This is a genomic window from Yersinia frederiksenii ATCC 33641 (genome assembly GCF_000754805.1).
GTDB classification, from domain to species: Bacteria; Pseudomonadota; Gammaproteobacteria; order Enterobacterales; family Enterobacteriaceae; genus Yersinia; species Yersinia frederiksenii.
Genome location: NZ_KN150731.1, coordinates 2,086,653 through 2,099,933 on the forward strand (window position 1 = coordinate 2,086,653; position 13,281 = coordinate 2,099,933).

Genomic DNA, 13,281 nt, shown 5'->3' on the forward strand with positions numbered 1-13,281 from the left:
ATGTTTAAGGAAGGGGCCAATTGGCTCCTTCGTTTTATGTGGTTCTTATTTATTCAAACGTAGCTGCTGTAAATTGCCAGTTAAGGGCAAATCAGTTTTAAGTGTCGCGATTTGTTTGCAAATAAAAGCCATCTCCCGATGTTCCTGCAATTTCTTACGCCACTTCTCCGGCACAGCATCTATCCCTTGATAAAGTTCTTCCAGACTATTGGCTTGTTGCAGTAACAACGCCGCAGTTTTTGCGCCAATGCCGGCCACACCAGGGATTTTACTGCTGCTGATCCCGGCCAGCCCCCAATAATCCGGCAACTGATGCGGTAATACACCAAATTCTTGCTTTACGAATGGCATATCCAACCAACGTTTTTGAAAGTAATCTCGAATCTGTACATTCGGCGCTAACAGCTGGCAGTAACCTTTGTCGGTTGAAATGATAGTCACCTGATGCCCAGCACTGCTGACTTTTGCAGTCAGCGTTGCAGCCAGGTCATCGGCTTCATTGCCCGGTGAATGCCAACAATTAACCCCCAATGAAATAAATGCCTCACGGATAAGGGGCATTTCCTGTTGTAGATTATCTGGCATCGGTGAACGACCCGCTTTGTAATCGGGAAGACATTGATGACGCCAACTATCAGAGCGGTCGTCCTCATCAAAAACTGCAACGGCATGAGTGGGTTGGCTATGTGAAATAAGTTGTTGTAACCCATGCTTACAAGCATTAATGCAAGGTGAACCCTGCACCGCGTGAACGCGGCGAATCAGGTTAAGGGCATCAACAATAAGAAGGTGAATTTGCATGATCTGTCTTATTTGAAGGTGGCATCATCATTAAGCCAGAGTGATGTCGAGCAACGCCAGCCAGAAGGCTTGGCGCTACCCGGTGAAGTTTAGTTATTCTTTAGCTACATCTCTATGCTTTAGCTATGCATCTATCCCTAACTACAGATTTCATAGCAAGGTGTATAAGCACTACCCGGCAGCTTCATGCGATGTTGAGCAATAAAGCCTTGCAACAGTTGGTCCATTTGCTTCATCAGCAGCGGGTCACCGTGCAATTTGAATGGCCCATGGGCTTCAATCGCATGGATGCCAACTTCTTTGACGTTACCTGCCACAATGCCAGAAAAAGCACGACGTAATGCTGCGGCCAGTTTTTCGGGTGGCTGATTATGGGACAAGTCCAGATTGGCCATATTCTCGTGTGTCGGCTCAAAAGGATGCTGCAAATCAGGCTCGATACGAATAGACCAGTTAAAGCTATAAGCATCGCCAGTATTACGACGATTCTCTTTTACCAATGGCATCGCTTTCTTCATCTGACGCGCGACTTCAGCCGGATCATCAATGATAATCTGATAGTATTTACGTGCTCCATCACCCAGCGTATTCATGATGAATTCATCGACAACCCTGAAGTAATCGGCACTCTCTTTTGGCCCGGTCAGAATCAGCGGTAATACCTGCTCACTGTTATCCGGATTCATCAGAATCCCTAACAGATAAAGTAATTCTTCCGCTGTCCCTACGCCGCCTGGGAAAATAATGATCCCATGTGCAATACGGACGAAGGCTTCCAGACGTTTTTCAATGTCTGGCATGATAACCAACTCATTGACCAGTGGATTTGGTGGCTCGGCGGCAATAATTGAAGGTTCGGTCATACCGATAAAACGGCCTTGTTTGTAGCGCTGTTGGGCATGGCCTACAGCGGCTCCTTTCATCGGGGCTTCCATCGCTCCCGGCCCACAGCCGGTACAGATATTTAATTCGCGTAAACCGAGTTGACTGCCCACTTTTCGGGCATATAAGTACTCGGTTTCATTGATTGAATGGCCACCCCAACAAACCACCATATTAGGTTCTTCATCGATATGTAGGGCTCGGGCATTACGTAAAATGGAGAAGACTTGGTCGGTTAAATGGCCGGAACTTTCCGTATGCCGGTGCTGGGAGTGCTCGGCACTCACAATTTGACCATTCACGAATAAAATATCGCGCAATACAGCAAACAGGTTTGCCTGCAATGAGCGGATGATTTTACCATCAACAAAAGCATGTTCTGGGGGATTAACTAGCTCGAGTTTTACGCCACGTTCACGGCGCAACACATTGATATCAAATGTCTCATAGCGAGATAATAGTTCTTTACTGTTATCCGTCAGGCTACCTGAATTGAGGACAGCCAAGGAACAATTACGGAATAAACGGTATAGATCACTACTCGCTGTACGTTTAAGCATATCCACTTCGAGCTGTGATAACAGATCCATTGAGCCGAGTGGGCTGATATGTGTAATCAAAGTTACTCCTTTACACCCCTGAGGGGGTGGTAGAACTTATGTATTAGAGTGTCGCTTGCTGTTTTTCCGTGGAATATCAGAGAGCCCTCTAAGTGTCCATTACTGGCTTTTTCATCTAAAAAGAGCATGAAGATCCTGTAATTAACCTTAACGTTGCCAGTCACTTTTTACCAATATTAACGTATTCGAGCTGTAATCTTGCGCACATGCCCGCATTTATTGTCGTGCTAAACGGCCGGTCGACGGCACAAAATCAGTATTGGAGCGCCATGGATTGATATCCAGTCCGCCGCGTCGGGTATAGCGAGCATAGACCGACAATGTTTCTGGCTGACAAAAACGCATGATGTCATTGAAAATACGCTCAACACATTGCTCGTGAAATTCATTATGGTGGCGGAAAGAGACCAGATAGCGCAGTAGTGCTTCCCGGTTAATTTGTGGGCCGCTATAGCTGATTTGCACTGACCCCCAATCCGGTTGATGGGTTATCAGGCAGTTAGATTTGAGCAAGTGACTGACCAAACTTTCTTCTACTCGGTTTTTACCGGCTGCGCCTTGTAAGTAATCAGCTTTGAATTCATAGCTATCGATACGAATATCCTGCTGATCCAAGCATTCTCCCGAAAAATTGGCAATTGGCTGATGCGTCAATTCGTCTAAGTGATATAGCCTGACACTGACATCACCTTGCGCGCAGGCGGCTAAATCCTGTTGCAAAGTGGTTTGTACTTTTTCCCAGTCAGCAAAAACAGTTTGGTTAAAACTGTTGAGGTAAAGCTTAAAGCTTTTTGACTCAATCAGATTAACACTCCCCGCATTCAGGCTTATTTCACCCACCGCAACTTGGGGGAGTCCATTGCTGTTGAGCCAAGACAACTCATACATTGTCCAGATATCTGCGCCATGGAAGGGGAGGTTATCTGGATATAAACCGAGAGGTTCACGGTTCATGCTGCGAGGCACAGCCTGTAGTAAGCTGACATCATAGTGGTCGCGATATGCAGTCGGTTTACCTAGCGTTAGTTCCGCCAGAGCATGATGGTCTTGATATGAAGACATGCTGTTTCCATGATGAGAGATAGGTACAATAGCTATAGTTTATCAATTAATGCCGTGTTTAACTGCATTTCTGAGTGGGTGTTATATCCCCTTTAATGCAACGTAAGCTGCGGCGATACTGAGAATAACCATGGACCTGAACGTTTCAACGGCACTGAATAGCTTTACTCAACGTTATATTGATTTGTGGCAGCAGCAAACTGGGCACCTGCCTGCCAGTGAAGAGCTCTACGGCGTTCCTTCTCCTTGCATTGTGGAAACTCAGGATTCTCAGGTGTTTTGGGCTCCTCAGCCTTTTGTGGCTGAGGCCACCCTTGCCAATATTGAGCGTGCACTGGAGATTCAACTGCATCCAGATATTCATGAGTTTTATACCCGGCAATATGCTGGGGATATGAAAGCAGATTTAGGCGAGCATCGTTTTACCTTGCTACAGGTCTGGAGTGAAGATGATTTCATTCGTTTGCAGGAGAATCTGATTGGTCATTTAGTGACGCAAAAAAGATTAAAACTCTCGCCGACACTATTTTTAGCAACCACTGAATCCGAAATGACCATGGCTTCACTCTGTAACGTCAGTGGTAATGTAGTGCTTGAAGAGTTTGGTAGTGGAAAGCGGACATTGTTAGCATCAACTCTGGCCCATTTTTTGGATGCATTACGTCCAGTATTACCTGAATAAATAAACGGTTATTGTTTATTCAGGTGCCGTCGGTGTGAGAGATCTCGCACACCGGCTGTGAGACATCACTTCTATTATTTTTATGTAAAATTCTTGCATTACACTTATCTTCAATAAAATCACTTTGTTATAAACATTCATTTTTTTATATATAAAAGAGCCTGCCTCATTATTCTTTCAGTACCTTGTCTCTCTTTGCTGATTAAGCGATCCTTTATTCGCTGGATAGGATCTGGTGGAGAAGGACGGTATCAGGATGGTGCCACTTCAGGATGAAGAACACAGGGACTGCTTAGGATGAGTGAAGGGATGTTTCAGGATGAAACCAAGGACACCTCCAGGATGGAGATTGAGAGCCAGTTCAGGATGATTGGTGGGTTAGGATAACCTTAGGATTGACGCCGGGATGGTGTAGGACAACGCGACGGATTGCTGGTTAGGATAACCACACGGAAAAGTTTTCAAGGATTGAGCAGGGAGCATCAATTTTAGCTGGATTGCTATGAAACGAATTGAGGGGTACTGGTAAAACAGTACCCCTTTTTTTATCTGTATTTTGCTCAATCCTAATCGGTAGACTAGGGTGTGAACTTGGGCATCCTTTGGTTCAATGGTATGCTTGGCCGCCATTGAACCAGCCCGGTGAATGGTTGTTTTTTTGGTTGAGAGCATAATTATGAATACAGAAAATCAGGTGCGTCAGAGCCTACAGAATATTGAGCTTGCTATGCGGGAGATTGATCTCTGGCAAACAGTACCACCACAAGCTGAAGCTTTCGAAAGTAATGAACCTTTTAGCATTGATACCATGGATGCTGAACAGTGGTTGCAATGGGTGCTTATCCCTCGGATGTATGCATTATTGGAATCGAACGGCGCGCTTCCAACACGTTTTGCGATTACTCCCTATTTTGAAGAAGCCTTGAGTGGTGAGGATCGCCCGGATTGCACTGCACTGCTGGTTGAGTTACAGCGTCTCGATTTTCTACTGAATAAAGAAAGTCACTGATGCTGGAAATACTCTATCAAGACGAACATATAGTGGCGGTAAATAAACCTGCTGGCTGGCTAGTACATCGCAGTTGGCTGGACAGTAATGAAACCGTATTTGTGATGCAAACAGTACGCGACCAGATTGGTCAGCATGTGTATACCGTTCATCGGCTGGATCGCCCGACATCAGGTGTATTGTTGATGGCGCTGTCTAGCGATGTCGCTCGTGCTCTTTCATTACAATTTGAACAACACCAAATCCAAAAAACGTATCATGCGGTGGTGCGTGGGTATGTATTGGCTGGTGACACTATTGATTATGAAATGACGGAAGAGCTAGACAAAATCGCCGATAAATTTTCCCGGCCAGATAAAGCGCCTCAGCCTTCAGTCACGCATTATCAGCCCTTGGCTAAAGTAGAAGTGCCAGTGGCTATTGGGCGGTATGACACCGCGCGCTTTAGTTTATTAGAGTTGCTGCCGGAAACCGGGCGTAAGCATCAACTTCGCCGACATATGGCACATATTCGCCACCCAATCATCGGTGATAGTGCCCATGGTGACCTGCGCCAGAATCGCGGAGTTGCCCAGCATTTTGGTTGCTCGCGCCTGATGCTTCATGCCAGCCATTTGCAACTGAATCATCCAGTGACTGGCGAGCCACTGATCTTGACTGCGCGCTGGGATGAATCCTGGCAACAGTTGATGTCGCATTTTGGTTGGCAGGGTATTGTCCCTCATCTTGAAAGGGTTGAGTTTCCGGCCACTGCGGGTCAGGATAGTGACTAATTTTTCTAGTTAAAAGGAAATATCTTTTATGGCTCAGGTCGGGATTTTTGTCGGCACAGTTTACGGTAATGCATTGTTAGTTGCAGAAGAAGCCGAGAACATACTGAAAGAGCAGGGGCATGAGGTAAAAGTGTTTGACGAAGGGACCTTAGAAGCTTGGCAATATTATCGTCAACATTATGTGTTGGTGGTCACGTCGACCACCGGGCAGGGGGATTTCCCCGACAGCATTGCCTCTCTATTTGTCGCCGTGCGCGATCATGTCGGGTTCCAGCCAGAGTTGCGTTATGCAGTCATTGCGTTGGGTGACAGCAGTTATGATAATTTCTGTGGCGCTGGGCGTAAGTTCGATGAATTGTTGCAAGAGCAGGGCGCAACAAGAATTGGCGAAAGACTGGAAATTGATGCTATCGAGCACCCAGAACCAGAAGTGGTTTCAGCGCCTTGGGTAGAGCAGTGGGGGCGTTTACTTCAGTAACCCGCGTAGTTTTTTGGCCTCAGGTTTGATGATTAATTTGCATAACAAAACTGAGGCTATTTCTTTGTAAGTTTTAATATTTCTTCTTTTCTCATAATTAACCTGCGTTTAAATAGTTCACAAATTTCCTTTGTGTAAAGTTGCTGCAACTGCCAATGCAGTGATTTAATTTATTTATTCAAGGGATACAACACCATAATGAATCATACTTTTTTTTCTTCCACACCTAATCAACTGGGCAGCGGAGTACTACCTTCTCGTTATAATGAAGTTATATTTGAGCTTTCAGATGGTAATTGGGTTAATGAAATTATATTACCCGAGCATCCTGCGGATAAAAACAGTGTTGTGATTCGTTCTTCAGCAACTAGGGATGCGACGTTACAGCTATCATCAGATTCATCAGATTCATGGAATTCTTTGGATATTCAAGCTGGTTATCAATACGTTCTTGAATATGATATTAATATTCAGGAGTGGAATATTAAGATAACGAGTATTGATTATCTGACACCCAACAGTGTCGATAATGTTATTCCAGATAATCCGCAACCCCTGACTTATTATTCGATAGATAACTGCAATTATGTAGCCGAAGTGACTTTACCAACCACGGCAGAGAACGGGGCAGTTATTATTTTTAACTCTACCGCCAGTGCCGACTCACAAGTATTAGGCAACAATATATTGTATGGTAGTGCCAAGACGATTAAGTCTGGTGAACCGCTTATTTATCGATATCACTCTAGCCACAATGGTGGTGGCTGGATGATTGATGCTGTATTAATCCAAGCGCAAGATAATATAAATAATGAAATATCTGATCCTACCGTACATATTAGCTTTATAGACAATAGTGATAAAGTGCAGGAAGTTGCTAATAATGAGCAGGAACACAGCAAAGAAAAACCAATAATACTTAATACTCTGTCGACCACACCTAATCAATTGGGGAGTGCGGTGCTACCTTCGGGCTATGATGAGATTGTATTTGAGCTTTCAGACGGTAACTGGACTAAAGATATTATATTGCCACTGCAACCGTTGGATAAGAGTCGCGCTGTTATCAAATCATCCGCGACTTTTAATGCTTACCTGCAACTCCCATTTGCATCATTAAAAATTAGCGCAGGTAGTGAATATTTATTCGAATATCGTTCAGATATACAACAATGGCACATTATGGGGGCGGGTATTAATCATATAACACCCAACAGTGTCGGCAGTGTTATTCCTGATAATCCAGATGGTATTACCTGCTATGTGATGGAGAGTGAAGATTGGGTACCTGAAATTACACTCCCTTCTAGCGCCAATGATGAGTCGCTTATTATTATTCGATCTACTGCAATCAAAGATTCAACAATATCTCATGAGCACTTGTTATATGGCAGTACTACCACGATAAAAGCGGGTGACCAGTACGTTTTCAAGTATTTGGGGAAGTTAAATCGTTGGGTGCTAGAGTCTGCACCAACAAGAAATATATCCGTAGATGATTTTCAAAGTGAAATACCGTTCCCAACAGCACAAACTACAGTGTTGGCTATTACCAATAATAATTGGTGCGGCAGAGTACGACTGCCAAAGAACGCCGGTGATCGCGATAAAATAAAGATAAAATCTTCCGCTGACACCATAACGTTGATTGATGCTGCCAATATTAATCAGCCAGGAGCGATGAAATTAAATAATGGTGAACAATATGATTTTTTCTATATTGCTGAGAAAGGAGAGTGGCAACTTATAAAATCACCAGATACGTTTTATCAGGCACAAGATATAACCGAGGGTATTGTGCCCGCATTAAACACCCCACGAACGATCATTAATGCAACCAATGACAATTATCAGTCAAGATTATTGCTGCCTACCGCGCAGGAACCCGGAAGTCGGGTCATTCTTAACTGTGGTGCTGAGTGGGATATATCTGTCTCTGCTGATGGGACAAACTATAAAATTTCTTATGGTGAAACGGTCGCTTTTAAAGTGGATGAACAAGGACTTTGGCAAAGAGAAACTGTGACCATTGATTTGTTATTACTCTACAGCGATAAAGCCGCAGCCCGTTTGGGTGAAGATGAAATGCGCGATTTTATGATGGAAGGCTTTTATCGGACGAATGAAGCACTGGAAAATTCAGGTGCTAATTTTCGCTTTCGGGTCGTTGGCTTACGACAAGTGGAGGCAAAAACAGGCTGGCGCGATCTGGACGATCCCCTTGAGGACTTACGAGACGATCCATTAGTGCAGGAATGGCGGGACTTCTTAAAAGCCGACGGTATTTATTATGTAGGCACCGAGAATGGCTGTGGATTAGCATGGGTGGGCCCTCACGGAGGTTATAATATGGTAGCGACGGGTTCAATAAACTGTGATGCTGACGTGATGCGCCATGAAATGGGTCATAATATGGGTATTAAACATGGCGGTGAAAGCGAGACATATAATCATGGCTATGAACTACTAGCAACGATTATGGTGGACAGTGACAGTCTTTATTACTCTACGCCAGATCGTTATACCGCCGATTACGGTATACCCATGGGGATACCCAATAGAGTCGATGCAGTGCGGGCGATGAACGAGATATCGGCTGTCGTCACTGCTTATCGTTAAATCGCACATCGAGATCAACATATTTGTCTGATGGCTGAAATAAGTTCGTATTGTGGCGTAGTGTGACACTACAATACGAACCAAGCTTAATATCCATCGTCCGATTTAGCGGCCGTTTGTCAGCTTTTCCAGGTCAGATTCAATTTCAGAAATCTTATTGGCGACAACGCTTTCTAAATGACGTAAGTCATCCAGAATTTTACGTTTTAAATCAACTTCAATCTGATCGCGCTTGCATAATTGATCAAGTTCATCAATGACATAACGGAGATTAGGATTGATTTCGTTGATCTCTTTATAACCATGACCGGCATTATCAGCCACCACAGTTTTGCGTTGACGTGGATATTTGAATTTCACACTCTTGGCAAAAAACTCACCTTTATCTTTGCGGAAGTAAATTTTCAGAATGTCGTTATTGGCCTCCTGACGCAGGCTATAACGATCGACATCTTCCGGTTGTGTGATTCCTAAACTTTTCAGATTGTCATACATAGCGCCACCTTTTTGGTTTTATATTCCACAGTTTATGATTATGACGGTAAATTTCGCCAAAATATGTGATTGCAGGCGATATCTTATGTATTTGAAGCTTGATGCAGCTGCAATTACTTTGGATATACAATGGTCAAGACAAAAAAATAGCGGGGGATTAGCCCGCTATGTGCCATCTTAGTCGATGGTGCGTAATAACTCGTTAATACCGACTTTACCACGGGTCTTTGCATCAACTTTTTTCACGATAACCGCGCAATACAAGCTGTAGCTACCGTCTTTTGATGGCAGGTTGCCAGAAACGACAACAGAGCCAGCAGGAACACGGCCATAATGTATTTCACCGGTTTCGCGATCATAGATACGGGTACTTTGGCCGATGAATACACCCATCGAGATAACGGAGCCTTCTTCGACGATGACCCCTTCAACCACTTCCGAACGTGCGCCAACAAAGCAGTTATCTTCGATAATGGTTGGGTTAGCTTGCAGTGGCTCTAATACACCACCAATGCCTACACCGCCGGACAGGTGAACATTTTTACCAATCTGTGCGCAGGAACCCACTGTTGCCCATGTGTCGACCATAGTGCCTTCATCGACAAAAGCCCCAATGTTTACATAAGAAGGCATCAATACGGTATTGCGGGCAATGAATGCACCTTTACGCACGGTCGCAGGAGGTACTACTCGGAAGCCTTCACGCTGAAAACGCGCTTCATCATAACCGGCAAATTTCATTGGCACTTTATCGTAGTAACGGGTTTCTGCACCTTCCATTACTTGATTATCATTGATACGGAAAGACAGCAACACCGCCTTTTTTAGCCACTGGTGGGTGACCCACTGACCGTCAATCTTTTCTGCGACCCGCAAGGCACCGGTATCTAGCAGATCAATCACATGGTTAATCGCTTCGCGCGTTACGGTGTCTACGTTTGCCGGAGTAATGTCTGCACGACGCTCGAAAGCGGTTTCAATAACGTTCTGTAGTTGCTGCATCCTGGTCTCTTTCCTGATGTTATACCCATCGGACTTGAAGCCGCAGCACGGTTAGCTGCAACGCCAGTGGCTTTGGGTAGCCGATTGTAAGAAAATTAATCGTTAAAAAGTTATTTGTATCACAGTTTATCGTTCGGATTGAGGGTATCTGTCAACCGTTGTGCTAATTCACGACGAGTTTCAATACTCAAAGCGCGGCGATCTTTATCCGCTAACACAAATAAATCCTCTACCCGCTCGCCAATGGTGGTGATACGCGCACTATGTAGCGATAACCCTAGATCGGCAAAAATCTCGCCGACACGAGCGAGTAGGCCTGGCTGGTCTAATGCGATTAACTCCAGATAAGTCCGGCGCTCATTATGAGTGGGTAAAAAGTTGGTTTCCGTTGGCACACTGAAATGGCGCAATTTAGATGATAACCGCCTGACGCGTGGATGCTGATAGTTTGTCCGAGTCATGGCCTGTTGCAAGGCATGCCTGATAATCGGGTGCCTGTCTTGTGCCAGTGGGCTGCCATCTGGCTCCAGCACAATAAAAGTATCCATCGCCATTCCATCACGGTTGGTGAAAATCTGTGCATCATGGACACTCAGGTTGCGGCGATCCAATTCACCGACCACGGCGGCAAATAACGATGGGCGGTCAGGGCTCCAGATGAATATCTCGGTTCCCCCACGGGTTGCCTGACGGCTAATTAATACCAGTGGCTTGGTTGAGTCGTGCTCAAGCAAATGGCGTGCATGCCAGGCCAACTGATTCGGCGAATGGCGCAAGAAGTAATCCGCCCGGCAACGGCTCCAGATACGATGCAATGCTTCTTCATCAATATTATCCATCCGCAACAGTGCCAATGCCTGTAGCCGATGGTGGCGCACGCGCTCACGGAGATCCGGGCTGTTTTGCATCCCACGGCGCAGCTGTTTCTCGGTGGCGAAATAAAGTTCGCGCAATAAGCTTTGTTTCCAGCTATTCCACAGATTCTCATTGGTGGCGCAAATATCGGCGACCGTCAAACTGACTAAATAACGCAAGCGCGTTTCGCTTTGCACTTCAGCGGAGAATTGTTGAATAACCTCTGGATCTTGAATATCACGACGTTGAGCTGTTACTGACATCAATAGATGGCAGCGTACTAACCAGGCCACAAGTTGCGCCTCGCGGGAGTTCAGCCCGTGCTGTTCGGCAAACTCTAAAACATCGTGCGCGCCGAGAATAGAGTGGTCACCCCCACGCCCTTTGGCAATATCGTGGAATAGCGCGGCCAGTAGCAATAATTCAGGCTGGGGCAAGCGCGGGTAAAGCTCTACGCACAGGGGGTGGAGTGGCCGGGTGGTTTCATCAGCGAAACTTTCTAGTTTCAGTAAAACCCGAATGGTGTGCTCATCAACGGTATAAGCGTGGAACAGGTCAAATTGCATCTGCCCGACGATACTGCCCCATTGCGGCATATAAGCCCACAGAACGCTGTGGCGGTGCATTGGCAGCAATGCGCGGGAGACTGCACCGGGATGACGTAAAATAGCCATAAACAGCTTCCGGGCTTCAGGAATGTTACATAACGGCTGTTTCAGGTGCCGACGCGCATGGCGTAAACGGCGCACGGTGGTGGAGTAAATCCCTTTGATATCCTGATTGCGCACCATCAAATAGAACATGCGCATAATGGCTTCAGGCTGCTGGACAAAGAGATTCTCATCACGCAGATCTATTAAATCCCCACGTAATTGAAATTCGTCATCTAATGGTCGTGGTTTTTCGTTGGTATCTAACGCCAATATGGCTTCATCAAACAACTGCAACAGCATGTTATTGAGTTCACTCACTCGGCGAGTCATTCGATAAAAATCTTTCATCATATGCTCGACGGGTTCATTGCCTTCGCCTTGATACTGTAAAAGCTGGGCAACACTCAACTGACGGTCGAACAATAGGCGATTATCATAGCGTGTTAATACCAAATGCAGTGCAAAACGGATTCGCCATAAAAAACTTTGGCTTTCAATAAGTTCATTGCGCTCTGCTTTTGTCAGAAAACCGAAATCGACCATTTCATTTAAGGAGGTGGCACCAAAATGGCGACGGGCAACCCATAGCAGGGTATGAATATCTCTTAACCCTCCGGGGCTGCTTTTGATATCCGGCTCCAGATTATAGCTAGTACCGTGATAGCGCTTATGCCGCTCTTGTTGTTCGGCAACTTTGGCATGGAAAAACTGGGGAGATGGCCAGAAGCTGTCGCTGAAAATATGCTTTTGCATCTGTAGAAACAGAGCAACATCGCCGCAAATCAAGCGCGATTCAATCATATTGGTGGCAACGGTGAGGTCAGCCAGTCCTTCTAACAGACACTCTTCCAGCGTTCGTACGCTGTGGCCGACTTCCAGCTTTAAATCCCATAGTAGGGTAATCAACTGACCGACTCGCTGGGCCTGCTCTTCATTCAGGCGCTGCTTGCTTAGGATTAATACATCAATATCGGATAATGGGTGCAGCTCGCCCCGACCATAGCCACCGACCGCAACCAGTGCAGTCTCGGGTACATCATCAAAGCCATAGAGTGTCCATAACCGCCGTAGCAGGCGGTCAATGTAATCACTGCGTGCAGCAATGAGTATCTCGGCACTGATTCCGCCATTGAATGCATCAGCCAGCCAGGACTGGAAAGTCTCTAACCGTTGCTTGAGTGTTGGGCAATTAAGCTCGCTATCAAGATAGGTATTTGGTGGCGCGGGCTGCTCCGGAATGACCTTCGTTACCGCCAGTAATGCTGAGTGCTCGGTGTGATTGTCAGACATATATTTCCTGTAGATAAAAATCCGATGAAAATGCAGCCCATAAAAAAGCCGGCGGGTGCC

The 13,281-nt window shown here is 45.7% G+C and carries 11 protein-coding genes; 5 read left to right on the forward strand and 6 right to left on the reverse strand.

The window, feature by feature from the left end; all coding sequences use genetic code 11:
• Nucleotides 1–45: 45 nt before the first annotated feature.
• The 3 genes from xni to queF all read right to left on the reverse strand — a co-directional run bounded on the left by xni (nucleotide 46) and on the right by queF (nucleotide 3,365).
• Nucleotides 46–801, reverse strand: a complete 756-nt coding sequence (gene xni, locus DJ58_RS12515) for a flap endonuclease Xni (RefSeq protein ID WP_032910245.1) — start codon at nucleotides 799–801, stop codon at nucleotides 46–48.
• A 137-nt stretch (nucleotides 802–938) separates the two neighbouring features.
• Nucleotides 939–2,303: a nucleotide 5'-monophosphate nucleosidase PpnN gene (ppnN, locus tag DJ58_RS12510; RefSeq protein ID WP_032910244.1), complete on the reverse strand. Its 1,365-nt coding sequence runs from the start codon at nucleotides 2,301–2,303 to the stop codon at nucleotides 939–941.
• A 216-nt stretch (nucleotides 2,304–2,519) separates the two neighbouring features.
• A complete protein-coding gene (gene queF, locus DJ58_RS12505; protein WP_004706712.1) occupies nucleotides 2,520–3,365 on the reverse strand; it encodes an NADPH-dependent 7-cyano-7-deazaguanine reductase QueF in 846 nt (281 codons plus the stop codon).
• A 130-nt stretch (nucleotides 3,366–3,495) separates the two neighbouring features.
• Between queF and syd the strand changes: the two genes are divergently transcribed.
• The 5 genes from syd (at nucleotide 3,496) to DJ58_RS12480 (ending at nucleotide 8,926) form a co-directional block, all read left to right on the forward strand.
• Nucleotides 3,496–4,047 carry a SecY-interacting protein gene (gene syd / locus DJ58_RS12500; protein ID WP_004706711.1) on the forward strand — a complete coding sequence of 184 codons (552 nt, stop codon included), beginning with the start codon at nucleotides 3,496–3,498 and terminating at the stop codon, nucleotides 4,045–4,047.
• Nucleotides 4,048–4,723: 676 nt separating this feature from the next.
• Nucleotides 4,724–5,056, forward strand: coding sequence for a YqcC family protein (locus DJ58_RS12495; protein ID WP_032910332.1), 333 nt, complete (start codon nucleotides 4,724–4,726; stop codon nucleotides 5,054–5,056).
• Nucleotides 5,056–5,829, forward strand: a complete 774-nt coding sequence (gene truC, locus DJ58_RS12490; RefSeq protein ID WP_004706710.1) for a tRNA pseudouridine(65) synthase TruC — start codon at nucleotides 5,056–5,058, stop codon at nucleotides 5,827–5,829. The genes DJ58_RS12495 and truC overlap by 1 nt, the downstream gene beginning before the upstream one ends.
• Nucleotides 5,830–5,857: 28 nt before the next feature.
• The gene (locus DJ58_RS12485) at nucleotides 5,858–6,307 is read left to right on the forward strand and encodes a flavodoxin (RefSeq protein ID WP_004706709.1); all 450 of its coding nucleotides are present in this window, start codon (nucleotides 5,858–5,860) and stop codon (nucleotides 6,305–6,307) included.
• Nucleotides 6,308–6,505: 198 nt separating this feature from the next.
• Entirely contained in the window at nucleotides 6,506–8,926 is a 2,421-nt protein-coding gene (locus DJ58_RS12480; protein WP_004706708.1) for a M12 family metallo-peptidase, read from the forward strand.
• Between the two features lie 105 nt (nucleotides 8,927–9,031).
• Here DJ58_RS12480 and DJ58_RS12475 read toward each other — a convergent pair whose 3' ends face one another.
• From DJ58_RS12475 to glnD, 3 genes are all read right to left on the reverse strand, one after another.
• Nucleotides 9,032–9,421: a DUF3461 family protein gene (locus DJ58_RS12475; protein ID WP_004706707.1), complete on the reverse strand. Its 390-nt coding sequence runs from the start codon at nucleotides 9,419–9,421 to the stop codon at nucleotides 9,032–9,034.
• Between the two features lie 177 nt (nucleotides 9,422–9,598).
• Nucleotides 9,599–10,423, reverse strand: coding sequence for a 2,3,4,5-tetrahydropyridine-2,6-dicarboxylate N-succinyltransferase (gene dapD / locus DJ58_RS12470; protein ID WP_004391708.1), 825 nt, complete (start codon nucleotides 10,421–10,423; stop codon nucleotides 9,599–9,601).
• Nucleotides 10,424–10,542: 119 nt separating this feature from the next.
• Nucleotides 10,543–13,221: a bifunctional uridylyltransferase/uridylyl-removing protein GlnD gene (gene glnD / locus DJ58_RS12465; RefSeq protein WP_004706706.1), complete on the reverse strand. Its 2,679-nt coding sequence runs from the start codon at nucleotides 13,219–13,221 to the stop codon at nucleotides 10,543–10,545.
• Nucleotides 13,222–13,281: the final 60 nt, after the last annotated feature.